This is a genomic window from Citrobacter sp. GW821-FHT02E08 (assembly GCF_059421685.1).
Window position 1 is genome coordinate 80,554 of record NZ_JBWKVL010000007.1, and the last position, 21,231, is coordinate 101,784.

At 51.1% G+C, this 21,231-nt stretch carries 14 protein-coding genes; 8 read left to right on the forward strand and 6 right to left on the reverse strand.

Going from position 1 to position 21,231, the window contains the following annotated elements; genetic code table 11:
* Positions 1-5 precede the first annotated feature (5 nt).
* A complete protein-coding gene (xseA, locus tag AC07UY_RS11440) occupies positions 6-1,385 on the reverse strand; it encodes an exodeoxyribonuclease VII large subunit (protein ID WP_494661012.1) in 1,380 nt (459 codons plus the stop codon).
* A 161-nt stretch (positions 1,386-1,546) separates the two neighbouring features.
* Between xseA and guaB the strand changes: the two genes are divergently transcribed.
* The 4 genes from guaB (at position 1,547) to AC07UY_RS11460 (ending at position 8,837) form a co-directional block, all read left to right on the forward strand.
* Positions 1,547-3,013 (forward strand): IMP dehydrogenase, encoded by a 1,467-nt coding sequence (gene guaB, locus AC07UY_RS11445; RefSeq protein ID WP_203360424.1) that lies wholly within the window; start codon positions 1,547-1,549, stop codon positions 3,011-3,013.
* Between the two features lie 68 nt (positions 3,014-3,081).
* Entirely contained in the window at positions 3,082-4,659 is a 1,578-nt protein-coding gene (gene guaA / locus AC07UY_RS11450; RefSeq protein WP_203360425.1) for a glutamine-hydrolyzing GMP synthase, read from the forward strand.
* Positions 4,660-5,276: 617 nt separating this feature from the next.
* Positions 5,277-6,371, forward strand: coding sequence for a NapC/NirT family cytochrome c (locus tag AC07UY_RS11455; RefSeq protein ID WP_494701218.1), 1,095 nt, complete (start codon positions 5,277-5,279; stop codon positions 6,369-6,371).
* 21 nt (positions 6,372-6,392) lie between these two features.
* The gene (locus tag AC07UY_RS11460) at positions 6,393-8,837 is read left to right on the forward strand and encodes a trimethylamine-N-oxide reductase 2 (RefSeq protein WP_494701217.1); all 2,445 of its coding nucleotides are present in this window, start codon (positions 6,393-6,395) and stop codon (positions 8,835-8,837) included.
* A 128-nt stretch (positions 8,838-8,965) separates the two neighbouring features.
* On the opposite strand, the gene AC07UY_RS11465 is transcribed toward AC07UY_RS11460, so the two are convergent.
* Positions 8,966-9,157 (reverse strand): YfgG family protein, encoded by a 192-nt coding sequence (locus AC07UY_RS11465; RefSeq protein ID WP_192613055.1) that lies wholly within the window; start codon positions 9,155-9,157, stop codon positions 8,966-8,968.
* 353 nt (positions 9,158-9,510) lie between these two features.
* On the opposite strand from AC07UY_RS11465, the gene AC07UY_RS11470 reads away from it, so the two are divergent.
* Positions 9,511-11,754: a bifunctional diguanylate cyclase/phosphodiesterase gene (locus AC07UY_RS11470; protein WP_494661009.1), complete on the forward strand. Its 2,244-nt coding sequence runs from the start codon at positions 9,511-9,513 to the stop codon at positions 11,752-11,754.
* Between the two features lie 7 nt (positions 11,755-11,761).
* Here the strand turns inward: AC07UY_RS11470 and ppx are convergent, their stop codons facing one another.
* From ppx to purM, 4 genes are all read right to left on the reverse strand, one after another.
* On the reverse strand, positions 11,762-13,306 hold the full coding sequence (gene ppx, locus AC07UY_RS11475; RefSeq protein WP_494661008.1) for an exopolyphosphatase: 1,545 nt from the start codon (positions 13,304-13,306) through the stop codon (positions 11,762-11,764).
* A gap of 4 nt (positions 13,307-13,310) precedes the next feature.
* Positions 13,311-15,377, reverse strand: coding sequence for a polyphosphate kinase 1 (gene ppk1, locus AC07UY_RS11480; protein WP_494701216.1), 2,067 nt, complete (start codon positions 15,375-15,377; stop codon positions 13,311-13,313).
* Positions 15,378-15,588: 211 nt separating this feature from the next.
* Positions 15,589-16,227, reverse strand: coding sequence for a phosphoribosylglycinamide formyltransferase (gene purN / locus AC07UY_RS11485; RefSeq protein ID WP_490470877.1), 639 nt, complete (start codon positions 16,225-16,227; stop codon positions 15,589-15,591).
* Positions 16,227-17,264 (reverse strand): phosphoribosylformylglycinamidine cyclo-ligase, encoded by a 1,038-nt coding sequence (gene purM, locus AC07UY_RS11490; RefSeq protein ID WP_494661006.1) that lies wholly within the window; start codon positions 17,262-17,264, stop codon positions 16,227-16,229. The genes purN and purM overlap by 1 nt, the downstream gene beginning before the upstream one ends.
* Positions 17,265-17,550: 286 nt before the next feature.
* Between purM and AC07UY_RS11495 the strand changes: the two genes are divergently transcribed.
* From AC07UY_RS11495 to uraA, 3 genes are all read left to right on the forward strand, one after another.
* Entirely contained in the window at positions 17,551-18,981 is a 1,431-nt protein-coding gene (locus tag AC07UY_RS11495; RefSeq protein WP_494661005.1) for a 6-phospho-beta-glucosidase, read from the forward strand.
* 210 nt (positions 18,982-19,191) lie between these two features.
* Positions 19,192-19,818: a uracil phosphoribosyltransferase gene (gene upp, locus AC07UY_RS11500; RefSeq protein WP_162379081.1), complete on the forward strand. Its 627-nt coding sequence runs from the start codon at positions 19,192-19,194 to the stop codon at positions 19,816-19,818.
* Between the two features lie 86 nt (positions 19,819-19,904).
* Positions 19,905-21,194, forward strand: coding sequence for a uracil permease (gene uraA / locus AC07UY_RS11505; RefSeq protein ID WP_203360433.1), 1,290 nt, complete (start codon positions 19,905-19,907; stop codon positions 21,192-21,194).
* Positions 21,195-21,231 lie beyond the last annotated feature (37 nt).

Genomic DNA, 21,231 nt, shown 5'->3' on the forward strand with positions numbered 1-21,231 from the left:
CGCGATTACTGACTCGCGGGCTTACGTTTTCGGGGAGCTTTCACTGGCTTAATGTCGGTTATCTGGCTCTCCACCCAGCCATCTTTCAGGCGAGTGGTCATTGTTTCTCCTGCCTTCACCTGCTTAACCTGCTTCAGCACCGCGCCATCGGCAGTGCGGGTCACGCTATAACCACGCGCCAGTGTAGAAAGTGGACTGACGGCCTCAAGGTGGGTCACGGCGTTACCGAAGCGTTCACGCGTGGCGCTCAGCTTCGTTCGGAACGTTTCCGCCAGGCGATATTCCAGCTGCTGGATACGCGTTTGGGCACGATGAATTCGCGGTTGCGGACTCTGCTGATTCAGGCGTTGAGCAAGACGTTGCTGTTGCGTTGACGCGCGTTTGAGCTGGTTCTCCAGGGCAAAACGCATCCGTTTTTGCAGACGCTCCAGCGTGGTTTGCTGGCGCGCCAGTCGTAGCTGTGGATGCTGCTGCTGTAAGCGGTGATGGAGCTGGGTAAAACGGCGGGCGCGGTTGGCGAGATAATAATCCATCGCCATCTCCAGCCGCTGCTGTGCAGACTGCACCTGGCGCAGTAATTCTTGCTGATTTCGACTGACGATTTCCGCAGCAGCGGAAGGTGTCGGTGCCCGCAGGTCGGCAACAAAATCAGCAATCGTGACGTCGGTTTCGTGGCCGACGGCGCTGACCACCGGAATCTGGCTTGCAAAAATGGCCCGTGCAACGCGTTCGTCGTTGAAGCTCCATAAATCTTCCAGCGAACCGCCGCCACGCCCGACAATCAACACGTCACACTCGTTGCGGGCGTTCGCCAGTTCAATGGCGCGGACGATTTGCCCCGGTGCGTCATCGCCCTGTACGGCCGTTGGGTAAATGATCACCGGCAGTGACGGATCGCGACGTTTCAGGACGTGGAGAATATCGTGCAGCGCAGCCCCGGTTTTAGAGGTAATCACCCCTACGCAGTGTGCGGGGGAGGGAAGTGGTTTCTTTAACTGCTGATCGAAAAGACCTTCAGCCTGCAACGTTGCTTTTAGCTGCTCATATTTCTGCTGAAGTAACCCTTCACCCGCGGGCTGCATGCTTTCGACAATAATTTGATAGTCGCCGCGTGGTTCATAAAGCGTAATATTGGCGCGCACCAGAACTTGCTGACCGTGCTGTGGACGAAAGGTGACGCGGCGGTTGCTGTTGCGAAACATGGCGCAGCGGACCTGGGCGGTGTCGTCTTTTAGCGTGAAGTACCAGTGACCGGAAGAGGGCTGGGTAAAATTTGAGATTTCGCCGCTGATCCATACCTGCCCCATTTCCTGTTCAAGTAACAAACGAACCGTCTGGTTGAGGCGGGTGACAGTAAAAATTGAGGTGGTTTGAGCGGATAACATGTGAGCGGGATCAAATTCTAAATCAGCAGGTTATTCAGTCGATAGTAACCCGCCCACAGAGGAGCGCAAGTATTATTTGCAAAAAAGTGTGGAAGCAATCGGTTCCGCTCTGTATAATGCCACGGCAATATTTAACCACCCCCAGGTCAGAGATATTGCCCATGCTACGTATTGCTAAAGAAGCTTTGACGTTTGACGACGTCCTCCTCGTTCCCGCTCATTCTACCGTTCTGCCGAATACTGCCGATCTCAGCACGCAGTTAACGAAAACCATTCGCCTGAACATTCCTATGCTCTCTGCAGCAATGGACACCGTGACGGAAGCGCGTCTGGCGATTGCCCTGGCGCAGGAAGGCGGCATCGGTTTTATCCACAAGAACATGTCTATTGAGCGCCAGGCTGAAGAAGTTCGCCGCGTGAAAAAACATGAGTCTGGTGTTGTGACCGACCCACAGACTGTCCTGCCTACCACCACGCTGCGTGAAGTCAAAGAGCTGACCGAACGTAATGGTTTTGCCGGTTACCCGGTCGTCACTGAAGATTACGAACTGGTTGGCATTATCACCGGTCGTGATGTTCGTTTTGTGACCGACCTGAACCAGCCGGTGAGCGTATACATGACGCCGAAAGAGCGTCTGGTCACCGTTCGTGAAGGCGAAGCCCGTGACGTAGTGTTAGCGAAAATGCACGAAAAACGCGTTGAAAAAGCCCTGGTAGTTGACAGTGGTTTCCATCTGCGCGGCATGATTACCGTAAAAGACTTCCAGAAAGCGGAACGTAAACCGAACTCCTGTAAAGATGAGCATGGCCGTTTGCGCGTTGGCGCTGCAGTCGGCGCGGGCGCGGGCAACGAAGAACGCGTTGATGCGCTGGTGGCTGCCGGTGTTGACGTGCTGCTGATCGACTCCTCTCACGGCCATTCCGAAGGCGTTCTGCAACGTATTCGTGAAACCCGTGCAAAATACCCGGATCTGCAAATCATCGGTGGCAACGTGGCGACTGGCGCTGGCGCACGTGCGCTGGCTGACGCTGGCGTGAGCGCGGTGAAAGTCGGTATCGGTCCTGGTTCTATCTGTACGACTCGTATCGTTACTGGCGTCGGGGTTCCGCAGATCACTGCCGTATCTGACGCGGTTGAAGCGCTGGAAGGTACTGGTATTCCGGTTATCGCAGACGGCGGTATCCGTTTCTCAGGTGATATCGCGAAAGCGATCGCAGCAGGCGCGGCTGCCGTGATGGTCGGTTCCATGCTGGCAGGTACCGAAGAATCCCCGGGCGAAATCGAACTGTACCAGGGTCGTTCTTACAAATCTTACCGCGGTATGGGTTCCCTTGGCGCGATGTCCAAAGGTTCCTCTGACCGTTACTTCCAGAGCGATAACGCCGCTGACAAACTGGTGCCGGAAGGTATCGAAGGTCGCGTTGCCTATAAAGGTCGCCTGAAAGAGATCATTCACCAGCAGATGGGCGGCCTGCGCTCCTGTATGGGGCTGACCGGTTGTGGTACCATTGACGAGTTGCGTACCAAAGCAGAGTTTGTACGCATCAGCGGTGCGGGCATTCAGGAAAGTCACGTTCACGATGTGACGATCACCAAAGAGTCCCCGAACTACCGTCTGGGCTCCTGATTTTCTTCGCCCGACCTTGTGTCGGGCGATTTATTTAATCTGTTTCACTTGCCTCGGAATTAGCGTCAATGACGGAAAACATTCATAAACATCGCATTCTCATCCTGGATTTCGGTTCTCAGTACACTCAGCTGGTGGCGCGTCGCGTGCGTGAACTTGGCGTTTACTGCGAACTGTGGGCATGGGATGTTACGGAAGCACAAATTCGCGAATTCAATCCAAGCGGCATCATCCTTTCCGGCGGTCCGGAAAGTACCACTGAAGACAATAGCCCACGCGCACCGCAGTACGTGTTTGAAGCGGGTGTTCCGGTCTTCGGCGTTTGCTATGGCATGCAGACCATGGCAATGCAGTTGGGCGGTCATGTTGAAAGCTCTAACGAACGTGAATTCGGTTACGCGCAGGTTGAAGTGAAAACCGACAGCGCCCTGACGCGTGGTATTGAAGATTCCCTGACCGCAGAGGGTAAACCGCTGCTGGATGTGTGGATGAGCCACGGCGACAAAGTGACCGCGATTCCGGCTGACTTTGTCACGGTCGCCAGCACCGAAACCTGCCCGTTCGCCATTATGGCCAATGAAGAAAAACGCTTCTATGGCGTGCAGTTCCACCCGGAAGTGACTCACACGCGTCAGGGCCTGCGTATGCTGGAGCGCTTTGTGCGCGACATCTGCCAGTGTGAAGCGCTGTGGACCCCGGCGAAAATTATCGACGACGCCGTTGCCCGCATCCGCGAGCAGGTGGGCGACGATAAAGTGATCCTCGGTCTTTCCGGTGGCGTGGACTCCTCTGTCACTGCAATGCTACTGCATCGCGCTATTGGCAAAAACCTGACCTGCGTCTTCGTGGATAACGGTCTTCTGCGCCTGAACGAAGCCGAGCAGGTGATGGACATGTTTGGTGACCATTTCGGTCTGAACATCGTTCACGTGGAAGGCGAAAAACGCTTCCTCGATGCGCTGGCGGGTGAAAACGATCCGGAAGCGAAACGTAAAATTATCGGCCGCGTCTTTGTTGAAGTCTTCGACGAAGAAGCTCTGAAACTGGAAGACGTGAAATGGCTGGCGCAGGGCACCATCTACCCGGACGTTATCGAGTCTGCCGCTTCTGCGACCGGTAAAGCACACGTCATCAAATCTCACCACAACGTGGGCGGCTTGCCGAAAGAGATGAAGATGGGTCTGGTTGAGCCGCTGCGTGAGCTGTTCAAAGATGAAGTGCGTAAAATTGGTCTGGAACTGGGCCTGCCGTACAACATGCTCTACCGTCACCCGTTCCCGGGGCCAGGTCTTGGCGTTCGCGTGCTGGGCGAAGTGAAGAAAGAGTACTGCGACCTGCTGCGTCGTGCGGATGCTATCTTCATCGAAGAGCTGCATAAAGCTGACCTGTACAACAAAGTGAGCCAGGCGTTCACCGTCTTCCTGCCGGTACGTTCTGTGGGCGTGATGGGCGATGGCCGTAAGTACGACTGGGTTGTTTCCCTGCGTGCTGTCGAAACCATCGACTTCATGACTGCGCACTGGGCGCATCTGCCGTATGACTTCCTGGGCCGAGTCTCCAACCGCATCATCAACGAAGTGAACGGCATCTCCCGCGTGGTGTATGACATCAGCGGCAAGCCGCCAGCTACGATTGAGTGGGAATAATTACGAGTCCCTCTGCTTTGTTCATGCGCAGGAAAAAATGAAATCAACCCTCTGTTTTTACAGAGGGTTTTTTATGTGTGTTATAAATTCCCAGACGTTGAAAATTATGTGGGATAAATATATTTATAAAATCTATCAAATAAAATGACAACATTTAAATGATTTATATATGATGATGGAAATTGCTCAGAAGCAGCACTCTGGTCAATGATTTTGCGCTTTTAGGATATTTTAAATATAGTATTGGAATATCTTTTTCTAACCATAAATAAAGTGAATTATATAAAGCGTTTGGTCTTAGGTGTAAAATCATTATGTATTTAATTATATAACGATGTGCATTTTTCAGATGCAGATGATAATATTTGGTGCTGTCAAAATTTTATTCGTAGTAGTGCTTTTTATTTAGTTTAATAATCCAGCGCTGGTGGTTTAACTCACTATTTTTAGTGTTATTTTTGCTTTAATCTCTCGCTGTTTCTGAATTGAGACGTCATTCATAGTTTCTTCTTTGTCTGTTTCTTCTTCCTTTTCAATTGATGAATGTCAATAAGTCACTTGTGGTGCCTATTTAATGTCTACCTATAAAAGGGTATTTAGGCTTGCCAGGGTATACGATGAAAAAAACAAATAGAATAGTTATATGGATGGTGCTTCTGGGGGCCATTCTTGGGGGGTTTGTTATTTTGGCCGCGCAATGGACATTGCATAAAACGTCCAGCACGGAATTTTGTTTGTCGTGTCATACGATGCAGGCACCTTATGAGGAATATCAGGGGTCCAAACATTTTCAGAACCAGAAGGGGATCCGTGCGGAGTGCGCAGATTGTCACCTTCCGCAAGGTGGTGTGGATTACCTGTTCGCTAAGTTGCGTGCTTCGAAAGATATCTATCACCAGTTCATTACCAAAAAGATCGATACCCCCGAAAAATTTGAAGACCATCGTCTGGAAATGGCGCAAACAGTATGGGCAGAACTCAAAGCCAGTGACTCAGCGACCTGCCGCAGTTGTCACAGTATGGATGCCATGGATCTCGAAGCGCAAAGCGCGGACGCCCGAAAGATGCATGAGATGGGCGCTAAGGAAAAACAAACCTGTATCGACTGCCACAAAGGGGTCGCCCACTTTCCTCCAGAAATAAAAATGGACGATACCGCGTTACAGGGGCTTGAAGCACAGGCGGCCTCAACTCCTGCATCAACGAAAGAGCTCTATGTTGTCAGCGCTGGCGCGCTTGGCGATCTGGCGACGCTTTATCCGGCGACGCAACTGCATGTGCTGAAAACCACCGGAACCTCGCGTCATGTTGAAATTCGCGGTAGCCAGATGCAGGGCAGTGAACAGGTCATTTATTACGCGGCAGGCCAGCGACTTGTTCTTGCCAGTCTGAGTGAAAAAGGACAACAGGCGCTGAACGTACTCTCTGACTGGAAGAAAGATGAGTATGGCAATGCGTGGCGGGACGTCGCGCTACAGGGGGAGTGGAATGCTTCTGCCCTGGCCAGTCGTGAACCGATGTGGGATTACGCGCGTAAGCTCGACAATGTGTATTGCGCAGGTTGTCATGCGCCGATCCCCGCGAAGCACTTTACCCTCAATGCCTGGCCTTCAGTGGCAAAAGGGATGGGAGCACGAACCAACATCAGTGAAAACGAGCTGGATATTCTGAGTCGTTATTTCCAGTACAACGCAAAAGACATGAATAAATAAGCGACAACTCCAGGAGAAATCATGAAACTCACAAGACGTGACTTTATCAAAACGGCTGGCGCGGCAACCGGGACTATGGCGATTTCTTCAATGATCCCGATGCCCGCCTGGGCAGCAGGACCGGGAGGCGGCGCAGTTCTGACAGCGGCGCGCTGGGGGGCTGTTTATGTCGAAGTCAAAGACGGGAAGGTTGTCTCTTCGAAAGGGGCATTACAAAAAACAATTCCTAACTCATTGCAACAGACAGCCCCTGATCAGGTTCATACCAGCGCGCGTATAAAATACCCGATGGTGCGTAAAAGCTATCTGGAAAATCCAGGAAAGGCCGATGGTAAACGGGGAAGCGATCCTTTTGTCCGTGTGAGTTGGGAGCAGGCGCTTAAACTTATCCATGAGCAGCACAGCCGGATCCGTAGCAGCTATGGCCCTGCCTCGGTGTTTGCGGGTTCTTATGGCTGGCGTTCCAGCGGTGTGCTGCACAAAGCACAAACCCTGTTGCAACGTTACATGAGCATGGCGGGGGGCTACGCAGGTCATTCCGGTGATTATTCTACCGGTGCGGCGCAAGTGATCCTGCCTTATGTCGTCGGATCGGTGGAAGTCTACGAACAGCAGACAACGTGGCCGATGATTCTTGAACACAGCCAGGTTGTGGTGCTGTGGGGGATGAATCCGCTCAATACATTAAAAATTGCCTGGAGTAGCACTGACGAGCAGGGACTTGAGTACTTTAATTTGCTCAAAAAATCCGGGAAGAGCGTGATTGCTATTGACCCAATGCGATCTGAAACCATTGAATTTTTTGGTGATAATGCCACCTGGATTGCGCCGCACATGGGGACTGATGTTGCGATGATGCTGGGCATTGCACATACGCTGGTGAAAAAGGGTCTGCATGATAAGGCCTTCCTGGAGAAATACACGACCGGTTATCCACAGTTTGAAGAGTACCTGCTGGGTAAAAGCGATAAAACAGAGAAAACCGCGCAGTGGGCCGCGGGCGTATGCGGTGTACCTGCAGAGCAAATCGAGAAACTGGCGGAAATCTTCTCCGGTAATAAAACCATGCTCATGGCGGGTTGGGGCATTCAGCGTCAGCAGTATGGCGAGCAAAAACACTGGATGCTGGTGACACTGGCTGCCATGTTGGGGCAAATCGGCACGGAAGGGGGCGGCTTTGGTTTCTCCTACCATTATTCTAACGGTGGTAACCCGACGCGTACGGGTGGGGTATTACCTGCAATTTCAGCGAAGATTGAAGGCGGCTCCTCTGCAGGCAATGACTGGGCGGTCTCCGACGCGGTGACGAGCCTTCCTGTCGCACGAATTGTTGAAGCGCTCGAAAACCCGGATGGAAAATATCAGCATAATGGTAAAGAACAAACCTTCCCGGATATCAAAATGATCTGGTGGGCAGGTGGTGGGAACTTTACGCACCACCAGGATACGAACCGCTTAATTAAAGCGTGGCAGAAACCGGAGCTGGTCGTCATTTCTGAGTGCTACTGGACTGCGGCAGCCAAACACGCTGATATTGTTCTGCCGATCACCACATCGTTTGAACGTAACGATCTCACCATGACCGGGGATTACAGTAACCAGCATCTGGTGCCAATGAAGCAGGTTATTGAACCTCAATTTGAAGCGCGCAATGACTTTGATGTGTTTGCCGATTTGGCGGAGATGCTCAAAGCGGGCGGTAAAGCTGTCTATACCGAAGGCAAAGATGAAATGGCGTGGCTGAAGCAATTCTACGACGCTGCGCAAAAGGCCGCGCGTACGCAGCGTGTGGCGATGCCTCAGTTCAATACCTTCTGGCAACAGAATAAATTGATCGAGATGCGCGAGAACGAGAAGAATAACAAGTATGTGCGCTATGCTGATTTCCGCAGCGACCCGGTGATGAATGCACTTGGCACACCAAGTGGAAAGATTGAGCTCTACTCGAAAACGATTGAAGGATATCACTACAAAGATTGTCCGCCGCATGCTTCATGGCTAGAACCAGATGAGTGGAAAGGCTCAGCGGATAAGGATCAGCTGCAGTTGCTGACCGCGCATCCTGCGCATCGTCTGCACAGTCAGCTGAATTACGCTTCACTGCGTAAAGAGTACGCCATTGCTAATCGTGAGCCAGTGACAATTCACCCGGATGATGCGAAGGCTCGCGGTATATCCGATGGTGATTTGGTTCGGGTATGGAACGGTCGCGGACAAGTGCTGGTGGGTGCGCGCGTCAGTGATGGAATCAAACCCGGGATTATCTGCATTCATGAAGGGGCCTGGCCGGACCTGGAGAATGGGATCTGTAAAAATGGCGGCGCTAACGTACTGACTGCGGATATTCCGACTTCCCGACTGGCGAACGGCTGCGCGGGTAATACGTCACTGGTCTACGCAGAAAAATTCACCGGCGAAGCGCCAAAACTGACCGCGTTTGACGAGCCTGCGATTGTCACTTTGTAAACGGTGCATTGTCAGTTTATCTGAACAAAACGGGAGTCTGCGTACTCCCGTTTTTACTGCCCAATGCCAGGGTTGAATAAAAATATATTAAATTACAACGATGTGGGGAGTTTTTAGTCGCGAACAGATTATGACTGTGATGGCGTTTCAGTCGTCAGGGTTGATTGTTGTGATTCTTTTTTATCCTGATGATGATGCCAGGCGCCAATAGAAGAGTAGACGAAACGTCCAAAAAAGAAGAGAAAACTGATAAGCAGTACGATACGTGTCATGCGAGTGTTAAATCGATGTCGTTTTCGCATACTGGTTGCCTGACTCACAAAAGGTTCCTTAGGGTGGGCCCAACGCGTGGGCGATAATGACATTAAGGCACACTGTGGGGCGATGGTCAATTCTTCATTATGTAAAATTACGTCAGTCAATTTATCTTTTAATGTTATGAGAAATAAATTTAATATTTAAATAAATAATAACTTAATGATAAAACAGCAGAAATAAAGGAATAATTAATTAGTGATAAGTGAGTTATTTGACATAAGTCAAATGTTACACGCTGACGATAACTAAAATCTATGCTCCACAATTGTGATGAGTTTTTCATCATTGTTCTGACGTCAGGTGGGATGCCTGTCTGAATAAAGCCTTCAGGAAACGGAGGTTCTGCTGAGCATCTATGAGCCTTAAGAAATTATATATTCGTATCAGAGATAAATGGTGGGCACTGCCTCTTGTCTTGCCCTCTTTGTTATTACCCATATTGAGCAATACCAATACCTTTGCAAGTACTGCAACAGGTAATGTCGTGCTGTTTTATCTGCCTTTGGCATTAATGTTAAGCCTGATGCTATTTTTCGGCTGGGCGGCGTTACCCGGAATTGCAATTGCCATCTTCTGGTATAAATTTTCGCAGGTAGGATGGTATGAGACGCTGCCCATTATCATTCACTTTGTGGTAACGGTAGTGCTCAGTTGGGGAGGGTATCATGTGTTCGCCCCGCGGCGTGGGCATGTCTATCATGGCGATGTGCGATTAGTCTTTCAGCGAATGTTCTGGCAGGTAGTTTTCCCGGCATCGCTGTTTTTAGTCATATTTCAATTTGCCGCCTTTGTAGGAATGTATGATAGCAAACCCCATCTGATGGGAGTCATGCCTTTCAATATTAACGCATTGATTGATTATCAGGCGCTACTGGTCGGAAATCTTGTCGGGGTTCCGCTGTGCTATTTGATCATTCGAATTATTCGAAATCCTTGTTATTTATATGGTTATTTTTCGCAGCTTAAACTACAAATTGATGCGAAAGTAACGAAAAAAGAAATAGCTATCTGGCTGATAGTATTGGGTATGCTGATGGTTTTGTTATGCATGCCTTTAAATGAAGATAGCTCAATACTTAGCACAAACTATACGTTGTCACTCCTGTTACCCGTTATGTTATGGGGGGCAATGCGCTACGGTTATAAATTTATTTCGCCGTTATGGGCGATCATACTCATAGTATCGATAAATTATTATCACCGTTATATGCCGTTGTATTCCGGATACGATACCCAACTGGCTATTACCTCTTCGAGCTATCTGGTTTTTTCATTTATTGTGAATTATATGGCGATCCTGGCGACGCGCCAGAGGATTGTCAGTAGCCGTGCTCGCCGTCTCGCTTACCTTGATCCTGTTGTGCATCTTCCCAATTTACGCGCTCTGAATCGGGCTCTCAAAAGCGCACCCTGGTCTGCCCTCTGCTATTTGCGTGTGCCAGGAATGGAATTACTCATTAAAAATTATGGGATTATGTTGCGCATTCAATACAAGCAACAACTATCCCACTGGATCTCCCCCTTGCTGGCGCAAGATGAGTATGTGTTTCAACTGTCCGGCAACGATTTGGTGCTGCGTCTGAATACCGAATCCCACCAGCAGCGGATAGAAGCACTGGATAACCATATAAAGCAATTTCGATTTGCATGGGATGGAATGCCAATGCAGCCGCAGATTGGGGTCAGTTACTGCTATGTCCGCTCGCCTGTTAACCATATCTATCTGTTACTGGGTGAATTAAGTACCGTTGCCGAACTTTCGATCGTGACAAATACGCCGGAGAATCTACAACGTCGCGGCGCCATGAATTTGCAGCGCGGACTGAAAGACAAAGTGGCGATGATGAATCTTCTGCAACGGGCGCTGGAGTACGATCGCTTTTGTCTGATGGCTCAACCTATTCAGGGCGTTCGCGGTGATGTCTATCATGAAATTCTGCTGCGGCTTAAAGACCAGAACGGCGGGATGATTAATCCCGATATTTTTCTGCCTGTCGCTCATGAATTTGGTTTGTCTTCCAGTATCGATCTCTGGGTTATCGAACATACATTGCAGTTTATGGCGGTGAATCGGCAAAAAATGCCTGCCCGGCGTTTTGCCATCAATCTGTCGCCGACATCAGTGTGTCGTGCCCGTTTCCCCATTGAGGTGAGTAAGCTGCTGACTCATTATCAGGTTGAAGCCTGGCAGCTGATATTTGAGGTTACGGAGAGTAATGCACTTGCCGATGCCGAGCATGCGCAAACGACCCTGTCGCAATTACAGCAACTGGGCTGTCAGATTGCTATTGATGATTTTGGTACCGGGTATGCCAGCTATGCGCGTCTGAAAAACGTGAACGCAAATATTCTCAAAATTGACGGCAGTTTTATTCGCAATATCGTCTCGAACAGCCTCGACTATCAGATTGTGGCTTCCATTTGCCATCTGGCGCGCATGAAAAAGATGTTGGTGGTGGCTGAGCACGTAGAAAGTGAAGAGATACGCAACGCGGTGATCTCGCTGGGTATCGATTACCTGCAGGGTTATCTGATAGGGGAGCCGCAGCGACTGGAAGATACGTTGGAGAAACAAGCGCCGGAGTCCTCCGGCGCCTGAATGAGGATCATGCCGCAATATCGGGCGAGCTTTCTTCTTCTTCAATGGTCAGACGCCAGCCGGTTACGGCTTCCCAGTATTGCTGTTCTCTTTCCAGATCGAGCAAAACCAGCGCGTTCTGGCTGAACCAGTCGTGCGGGAAACGTAAAATCCAGTGACTGTCGTGGGTTATCAGCGTTAGCGTTGGTGGCGTAGTCGTTGCCTGACGCTGATTGTTCAGCAGGACGCCGAGGCGCAACAGCTGGATGAGCGGCAGAAACTGCTTCTTCTTAAACAGTGTAAACCGGGGCAAATCATCCAGTTTTACGCCTTTACGATGGTAACGAACTAAAGTCGCCATCATCATTTGCTGTTCCTGGTTAAAACCGGGCAGATCGCTGTGTTGAAGAATATAGGCGGAATGGCGGTGCAGACCGCTATGGTTGATGTTCAGCCCAACTTCATGCAGCATCGCCGCCCATTTGAGCAAAGCTTCCAGTTGCAGGTTCACCAGTTTAGGTTGCTGCGACTGCCACTGATCATACATCTGCATCGTGGTGTCCAGCACCCGTCTTGCCTGTTCGCTGTCGATATTGTACTGGTTTGCCAGGCTACTGGCGGTACGGCTGCGCACGTCCTGATGACGGAATCGGCCTTCCATTTCATACAAGACACCTTCACGCAGCGCGCCATCGGAAAGACGCAGTTCACGAATGGCCAGCGCGTCAAATACACCGCACAAGATCGCCAGACCCGGTACAAAAACGGCTTTGCGTTCTTCCGAAAGACCCGGAAGACTGAGCGCATCGAATGAGCGATGTTTAAGAACTTCAGCTTTCAACTTATCCAGACGCTCAGGCGTAATAAAACCATCTTTCTCGCCCATTTCCAGCAGCACTTCGTGTGCCGCTTTTATGGTGCCGGAAGCGCCCAGTGCAACGTTCCAGCCCTGGATACGGAACTGCCAGGTCAACGTTTCCAGTTTTTGCGCTGCCGCCATCCGCGCACGCTGGAAGTTCTCCTCGTTAATCACACCGCCCCGGAAGTAGAGCTGCGCAAAGCTGACGCAACCCATACGACGGCTTTCAACCAGTTTCGGTTCGAAGTTCTCGCCAATGACCAGTTCTGTTGAACCGCCACCAATATCGATAACCAGCTTGCGGCCTTTTTCCGGTTGCGTGTGTTCCACGCCCATGAAAATCAGACGGGCTTCTTCGTTACCGGAAATGATTTCAATCGGGTAGGGGATGACCTTTTCCGCACGCTTTAGAAAATCAGTGGCATTCAGTGCCTGACGTAACGTATGGGTCCCGACAATACAGACGCTCGACGGCGCGAAACCTTGCAGGCGTTCAGCAAACAAGGATAAGCAGCTTAAACCGCGTTCCATCGATTCTTCACTTAGCCTGCCGTCTTCACCGAGACCATCGGCCAGATGGACACGCTGTTTCAGCCGACCGATAATTTGCATCGCGCCATCCACAACGCGCGCAATGACCATATGGAAACTGTTTGAACCGAGGTCGACCGCAGCAAACTCCTGCGGTCGGGGTGTCCTGTCATGTATTGGCATAGCGTTAGTCTGGTTGCTCAAGTGATTTGATGTAGTCATAGATCGCCAATTGTGACTGCACTTTACGGCGATTTCCGCGCGGTACATAGCGATTACTCAGTTCTTTATCGATATAACGGGCTTTAACCGTGTCGCTAAACAGAATGTCTATAATATCAAGGACTCGCTGTTTGAGGCGAGGGTCAAGCAACGGCGTGGCAACTTCAATTCGATAATCGATGTTGCGCGTCATCCAGTCGGCGGAGGAGAGATACACCCGCTTATCGCCGCCATTCTCGAAAATATAGACCCGGTCGTGCTCAAGGTAGCGATCCACGATGCTGATCACCCGAATATTGTCGCTGATACCTTCCAGATTGGGGATCAGCGAACACATACCGCGGATCAGCAGGTTAATCTGCACGCCGGAACCGGATGCGGCATACAGTCTGTCAACCAGCCCTTTATCGACCAGGTTATTGAGTTTCAGTGTGATGCCCGACGGTAATCCCTGTTGTGCATTAGAAATTTCCCGGTCGATCATCTCATACAGCAGGCGACGGGAGTTTTGCGGCGAAACCAGCAGGTAATCGAATGTCACCGGACGATAGGGGTTCTCGATAAAATTGAACACCCGACGCACTTCGTTGGTGATCCTCGCATCCGCAGTCAGTAATGAATAGTCGGTATACAGACGCGCTGTTTTTTCGTTGAAGTTCCCGGTGCCGATGTGTGCGTAACGCACCACGTCATCGCCTTCTTTACGCGAGATGAGGAACAGCTTGGCGTGGATTTTCAGCCCCGGCGCAGAGAAGATCACATGGACGCCAGCCTCGGTCAGACGTTTAGCCCAGTGAATATTGGCTTCCTCATCGAAACGGGCCTGCAATTCCACAACCACGGTCACTTTTTTACCGTTATGGGCGGCGTGAATCATCGCGTCAATAATGCGCGAGTCTTTCGCCACGCGATAAATATTAATTTTTATCGCCAGAACACTCGGATCAAAAGAGGCCTGACGCAGCAGTTCCAGCACATGCTCAAAGGTATGGTATGGATAATAGAGCAGCACATCTTGCTCACGAATGGCGTCAAAGCCATTGCGGAACTTTTCTTTATCGAACCAGATATGGCGCTGCCGCGGTAGCGGTTTATTCACCAGGTTGGCTTTGCCCACATTGGGGAAATTAATAAAGTCTTTGAAATTATGGTAACGCCCGCCGGGAACAATCGAGTCATAGCGGGAAATGGTCAGTTTTTCGCGCAGAACCTCCACCAGCGCATTAGGCATATCACGTTGATAGACAAAACGAACCGGCTCTGCTGTCAGACGTTGCTTCAGGCTGGAGGACATCAACTCCATCAGACTGGATTCCATTTCGTGCACCAAATCGTATTCGGCGTCACGGGTCATCTTCATGGAATACGCATTGAGGGCATCGTAATCAAAGAACCCTTTGAAGATATCGTCGAGGCAGTAGCGCAGAATGTTATCCAGCAAAATCATCGGTTTGCGACGACGTGGCGCTTCCGGCGGCAGATTCACAAAACGAGGAACCTTGTCGGAAGGAATTTCCAGTAGCGCGTAGCGGATGGAATCTCCGCGAATAATCTCCACCGCCAGATAGGTGTAATCGTCCTTCAGAAACTGAACTAAATCCGTCTCCCGGTTGATCAAAATCGGCGTAATGTGTTGGCGAAGATAGTGTTTAAAGTAGTGGCGCAACCAGTCTTGCTGGTTTACCGACAGCTGGCGTTCGTTAATCAGGAAAATTTGATTACGCGCCATCTCCAGCAGTAATTCGTTGTACAGACCGTCAAATTCTTGATCGGCTTTCAATACGCGGGACTGGATTTTGCCTAACAGGTGACGAGAATGAGAATTTGAACCCTGTTCTTCACTAATAATGATGCGACGCTTTAATTCGGCAAAGCGGACTTTGTAGAATTCGTCAAGATTATTGGAATAGATGCCTAAAAAACGCATCCGTTCAATCAGCGGGTTTGATTTATCCGCTGCTTCCTGGAGTACGCGTTCATTGAACGCTAACCAGCTCAGTTCTTTCTCGATGTATAGCTTTTCCTGACCCATTACAACTTTTACTCCGTTTCAATCACGGGACACTGCCGGGTTATTATGGCGAGCATTAGTGTCAGATGTCCAACTGCGCCAGAAGAGTATGACAATAAACCGTCTGTGGCATGTGAGCAACTGACGCATTTTTGCGAAAAGGATGGGGAGACGAACGAGAGATAATGGAGCCGTTCCCCGTCAGTGGTTACTAACGGGGAACAGAGAGACGTTACTCGTCTGATGCGTATCCCTGAGGAGAGAGTTTGATGCCGTCAAGCCATGCTGCGTTTTCGCGCATTTCAAGACGCCCATCGACAAACCAGCTAACCACTAACGGGTAAATTGCATGCTCCTGCACCTGAACGCGTGCGGTGATGTCATCCTCGCTATCGCCTTCAAAAACCGGAATTTTAGCCTGGAGAATGACCGGGCCGCCATCCAGTTCATCAGTAACAAAATGCACAGAAGTGCCGTGCTCTTCGTCGCCGTTTTCCAGCGCCTGACGATGCGTATGCAGGCCAGGGTACTTTGGCAACAGGGACGGGTGAATATTGAGCAAACGCCCTTCGTAGTGCGCGACAAACGCCGGACTGAGGATTCGCATATAGCCTGCCAGTACCACCACATCGGGGGCATAAGCATCAATTTCCCGCATCAGTTCGCGATCGAACGCTTCACGGTTGGCAAATTGACTGGCGGTCAGCGCATGCGCTGGAATGCCTGCTTCCCGGGCACGTTCAAGGCCGAACGCGTCGGCCTTGTTACTGAATACTGCCCTGAGGGTGCCTTTAATTTTCTGCTCTTTGCAGGCGTCGATAATTGCCTGCAAATTGCTTCCGTTACCGGAAATAAGCACCACAATATTCATCATTCAATAACCACACGCTGTTCGGAATCAGAGGCTTTGATGATACCGATTTTCCACGCCTTTTCACCTTTGGCCTTCAGCAGCGTGAGCGCGTTATCGACTTCCGCTTCCGGCAGGGCAATCACCATCCCGACGCCGCAGTTGAAGGTGCGATACATTTCATGCTGACTGACATTACCTGCGGTTTTCAGCCACTCAAAGACGGCCGGCCACTGCCAGGAAGATTCGTCAATCACTGCCTGTGTGTTGTCGGGCAGAACGCGCGGGATGTTCTCCCAGAAACCGCCGCCCGTCAGGTGCGCGATGGCGTGTACATCAACCTGTTCAATCAGCTCCAGGATTGACTTCACATAGATACGCGTTGGCGCCAGCAGATGATCGGCTAACGGTTTGCCTTCGAGTTCTGTTATTTCAGGGTCGCAACCGCTGACGTCGATGATTTTACGCACCAGAGAGTAACCGTTGGAGTGCGGGCCGCTGGAACCCAGCGCTATCAGCACATCGCCATCAGCCACTTTCGAGCCGTCGATAATTTCTGATTTTTCGACCACACCAACGCAGAACCCGGCCACGTCGTAATCTTCGCCGTGATACATGCCCGGCATTTCAGCGGTTTCTCCGCCGACCAACGCGCAGCCAGACTGCAGACAACCCTCGGCAATACCGCTGATCACACTGGAGGCGGTGTCGACATCCAGTTTGCCGGTGGCATAGTAATCCAGGAAAAACAGCGGTTCTGCACCCTGAACGACCAGATCGTTAACGCACATCGCCACGAGATCGATACCAATGGTGTCGTGACGTTTTAAATCCATTGCCAGACGCAGTTTTGTCCCTACGCCATCAGTGCCGGAAACCAGTACAGGCTCACGATATTTTTGCGGCAATGCGCACAGCGCGCCGAAGCCACCCAGACCACCCATCACTTCGGGACGACGGGTTTTCTTCACTACGCCTTTGATTCGATCAACCAGAGCATTACCCGCGTCGATATCAACACCGGCATCTTTATAGCTAAGAGAGGTTTTATCGGTCACTGCTTGGGTCCCCACGCGTTTACTTGCGGTGAAAATTAAATTCGGCGCAATTCTAACAGGGAAAGCAAACGTTTGCGAGCCTGCTTTGCATCGGCATAGAACTGCTGATTTTTTCAACATTTCGCTCTCGAAATTCGGGTTATTTGAACTGCGCCACGAAAATGAACCCGGTTTCATTCTCGTTCTTGAAACCCGCCTGATAAATGCACAGTATCGTAATGAAACCGGTTTCTGTGAGTGTGGCCTGAGACTGCGGACAGCAAATTGCGACGAATGAGGGAAGCGTATGTCTGGATTTAAAGCGAATTTCATGTGGGGAGGCGCAGTGGCGGCTCACCAGTTAGAAGGCGGCTGGCAGGAAGGGGGAAAGGGCGTCAGCGTGGCGGATGTCATGACCGCCGGCGCGCATGGTATTCCCAGAGAGATCACCCCCGGCGTCATTCCCGGTAAGAATTACCCCAATCACGAAGCCATCGATTTCTATCACCGCTACAAAGATGACATCTCGCTCTTTGCTGAAATGGGATTTAAATGTTTCCGCACCTCCATCGCGTGGACGCGTATTTTTCCGTTGGGCGACGAATCCCAGCCGAATGAAGCAGGCCTGCAATTTTATGACTGCCTCTTTGATGAATGTCTGAAACACGGCATTGAACCTGTTATTACGCTGTCGCATTTCGAGATGCCGTATCATCTGGTGACGGAATACGGCGGCTGGCGCAACCGTAAACTGATCGACTTCTTTGTCCGTTTTGCGCAGGTGGTTTTCAAACGCTACCAGCACAAAGTGAAGTACTGGATGACGTTCAATGAAATCAACAACCAGGCCAACTTCCACGAAGACTTTGCGCCCTTCACCAACTCCGGCCTGAAATACCTGCCGGGTGAAGACCGCGAGCCCGTGATGTTTCAGGCGGCGCATTATGAACTGGTGGCCAGCGCGCTGGCGGTAAAAGCGGGGCGTGAAATTAACCCGTCACTGCAAATCGGCTGCATGATCGCCATGTGCCCAATCTATCCGCTGACCTGTGCGCCGAACGACATGATGATGGCGATGAACGCCATGCATCGCCGCTACTGGTTCACCGATGTACACGTGCGGGGGAAATATCCGCAGCATCTGCTGAACTACTTTGCGCGTCGTGGTTTTACGCTGGATATCACCGAAGACGATAAACAGGCGCTGATGCAGGGCTGCGTCGACTATATCGGGTTCAGCTACTATATGTCGTTCGCCACCAAAGCTACGGCGGATAACCCGCAACTGGACTACGACGAAAGCACCAGCCTGGTCTCTAACCCGTATGTGCAGAAGTCCGACTGGGGTTGGCAGATTGACCCGGTGGGGCTGCGCTATTCGCTCAACTGGTTCTGGGATCACTATCAGCTACCGCTGTTTATCGTCGAAAACGGCTTTGGCGCGATTGATGTCCAGCAGGCCGACGGCTCTGTAGACGATCAATACCGCATCGATTATATGGCCGCGCACATCCGTGAAATGAAAAAAGCGGTGGTAGAAGATGGTGTCGATCTGATGGGTTACACCCCGTGGGGCTGCATTGATTTAGTTTCTGCGGGGACGGGCGAAATGAAAAAACGCTACGGCTTCATCTATGTCGATAAAAATAATGACGGTAGCGGGACGTTAGCACGCCATCCAAAGAAATCATTTGCCTGGTATCAGCAGGTGATTGCGTCTAATGGTGAAAAACTGTAATCCGCGCAAATAGCGGTCAGCCCTGGTTGGCCGCTATCCCTTTTCGTTTATGCCCAGCGCTGAGATATTCGTCTGTCGAATATTTGCTCTATTCACGCCAACCCCTCCTATGCTTGATCAACATCAAGTAAATAAATGTTGCCCACTAAAAGAATGGCGGTATAATCCGTCGATTTTTTTTGTGGCTGCCCTATTCAAAGGAGAAAGAGAATGAAGATTGTGGAAGTGAAACACCCACTCGTCAAACACAAGCTGGGCCTGATGCGCGAGCATGACATCAGCACTAAACGCTTCCGTGAACTCGCCTCCGAAGTTGGCAGCCTGCTGACTTATGAAGCCACTGCGGGTCTGGAAACAGAAAAAGTGACTATCGAAGGCTGGAACGGCCCGGTAGAAATTGACCAGATCAAAGGCAAGAAAATTACCGTTGTGCCGATCCTGCGCGCAGGTCTGGGCATGATGGACGGCGTACTGGAAAACGTCCCGAGCGCGCGTATCAGCGTTGTGGGCATGTACCGTGACGAAGAGACGCTGGAGCCAGTACCGTACTTCCAGAAACTGGTTTCTAACATCGACGAGCGTATGGCGCTGATCGTTGACCCGATGCTGGCAACTGGCGGTTCCGTTATCGCCACCATCGACCTGCTGAAGAAAGCGGGCTGCTCCAGCATCAAGGTGCTGGTGCTGGTTGCGGCGCCGGAAGGTATCGCAGCGCTGGAAAAAGCGCACCCGGACATCGAGCTGTACACGGCGTCGATTGACCAGGGACTCAACGAGCACGGATACATTATTCCGGGCCTCGGCGATGCCGGCGATAAGATTTTTGGTACGAAGTAAACGAAAAAATAAAAAGAGCCGACTTTTAGAGTCGGCTTTTTTTTGAATAAAACACCAATAACATACAACACTCAGAGGAAAACACTATGACGCGCCGTGCTATCGGGGTGAGTGAAAGACCGCCGCTTTTACAGACTATCCCGCTTAGTTTGCAGCATTTGTTTGCCATGTTTGGCGCAACCGTGCTGGTGCCAGTCCTGTTTCATATCAACCCGGCCACTGTCCTGCTGTTTAACGGCATTGGCACCTTGCTGTACCTCTTTATTTGTAAAGGTAAAATTCCTGCCTATTTAGGTTCAAGCTTTGCCTTTATCTCTCCGGTTCTGCTGTTGCTGCCTCTGGGATATGAAGTCGCGTTAGGCGGCTTTATTATGTGCGGCGTCCTGTTCTGCCTGGTATCAGTGATTGTGAAGAAAGCGGGGACCGGCTGGCTGGATGTGATGTTCCCGCCTGCGGCGATGGGCGCAATCGTTGCCGTCATCGGTCTGGAGCTGGCGGGTGTTGCTGCAGGGATGGCGGGATTACTGCCTGCCGAAGGCCAAACGCCGGACTCGAAAACCATCATCATTTCTATGGTCACCCTGGCGGTAACGGTATTCGGTTCAGTGCTGTTCCGTGGCTTTATGGCGATCATCCCGATTCTGATCGGCGTGCTGGCGGGCTATGCGCTGTCGTTTGTGATGGGCGTTGTGGATACCACGCCGATTGCACAGGCACACTGGTTTGCGCTGCCGACCTTTTATACTCCGCGTTTTGAGTGGTTCGCCATTCTGACGATTCTGCCCGCAGCGCTGGTGGTTATTGCGGAACACGTGGGTCACCTGGTGGTCACGGCGAATATCGTGAAGAAAGATCTGATCCGCGATCCGGGGTTGCACCGCTCAATGTTTGCAAACGGCCTGTCGACCGTCATCTCCGGGTTCTTTGGCTCCACGCCAAACACCACCTACGGTGAGAACATCGGCGTGATGGCGATTACGCGTGTGTACAGTACCTGGGTTATCGGCGGCGCAGCCATTATTGCGATTCTGCTTTCATGTGTAGGTAAACTGGCTGCCGCCATTCAGATCATCCCACTGCCGGTGATGGGCGGCGTGTCGCTGCTGCTGTACGGGGTGATCGGCGCATCGGGTATCCGCGTATTGATCGAATCAAAAGTGGATTACAACAAAGCGCAAAACCTGATCCTGACCTCGGTCATTCTGATCATCGGTGTCAGCGGCGCGAAGGTGCACATTGGCGCGGCAGAACTGAAAGGTATGGCGCTGGCGACCATTGTCGGGATTGGCCTGAGCCTGATTTTCAAAGTGATCTCGCTGTTGCGTCCGGAAGAAGTCGTACTGGATGCGCAGGATGCGGATCGTCCTCAACACTAACTCTCTGTCCGGGCAGCGACGCTGCCCGGTTCTATCG

Bases quoted from the DNA above. Each gene is read 5' to 3' on its own strand.
- xseA (WP_494661012.1), bottom strand. From the start codon at position 1,385: ATGTTATCCGCTCAAACCACCTCAATTTTTACTGTCACCCGCCTCAAC.
- guaB (WP_203360424.1), top strand. From the start codon at position 1,547: ATGCTACGTATTGCTAAAGAAGCTTTGACGTTTGACGACGTCCTCCTC.
- guaA (WP_203360425.1), top strand. From the start codon at position 3,082: ATGACGGAAAACATTCATAAACATCGCATTCTCATCCTGGATTTCGGT.
- AC07UY_RS11455 (WP_494701218.1), top strand. From the start codon at position 5,277: ATGAAAAAAACAAATAGAATAGTTATATGGATGGTGCTTCTGGGGGCC.
- AC07UY_RS11460 (WP_494701217.1), top strand. From the start codon at position 6,393: ATGAAACTCACAAGACGTGACTTTATCAAAACGGCTGGCGCGGCAACC.
- AC07UY_RS11470 (WP_494661009.1), top strand. From the start codon at position 9,511: ATGAGCCTTAAGAAATTATATATTCGTATCAGAGATAAATGGTGGGCA.
- ppx (WP_494661008.1), bottom strand. From the start codon at position 13,306: ATGCCAATACATGACAGGACACCCCGACCGCAGGAGTTTGCTGCGGTC.
- ppk1 (WP_494701216.1), bottom strand. From the start codon at position 15,377: ATGGGTCAGGAAAAGCTATACATCGAGAAAGAACTGAGCTGGTTAGCG.
- purN (WP_490470877.1), bottom strand. From the start codon at position 16,227: ATGAATATTGTGGTGCTTATTTCCGGTAACGGAAGCAATTTGCAGGCA.
- AC07UY_RS11495 (WP_494661005.1), top strand. From the start codon at position 17,551: ATGTCTGGATTTAAAGCGAATTTCATGTGGGGAGGCGCAGTGGCGGCT.
- upp (WP_162379081.1), top strand. From the start codon at position 19,192: ATGAAGATTGTGGAAGTGAAACACCCACTCGTCAAACACAAGCTGGGC.
- uraA (WP_203360433.1), top strand. From the start codon at position 19,905: ATGACGCGCCGTGCTATCGGGGTGAGTGAAAGACCGCCGCTTTTACAG.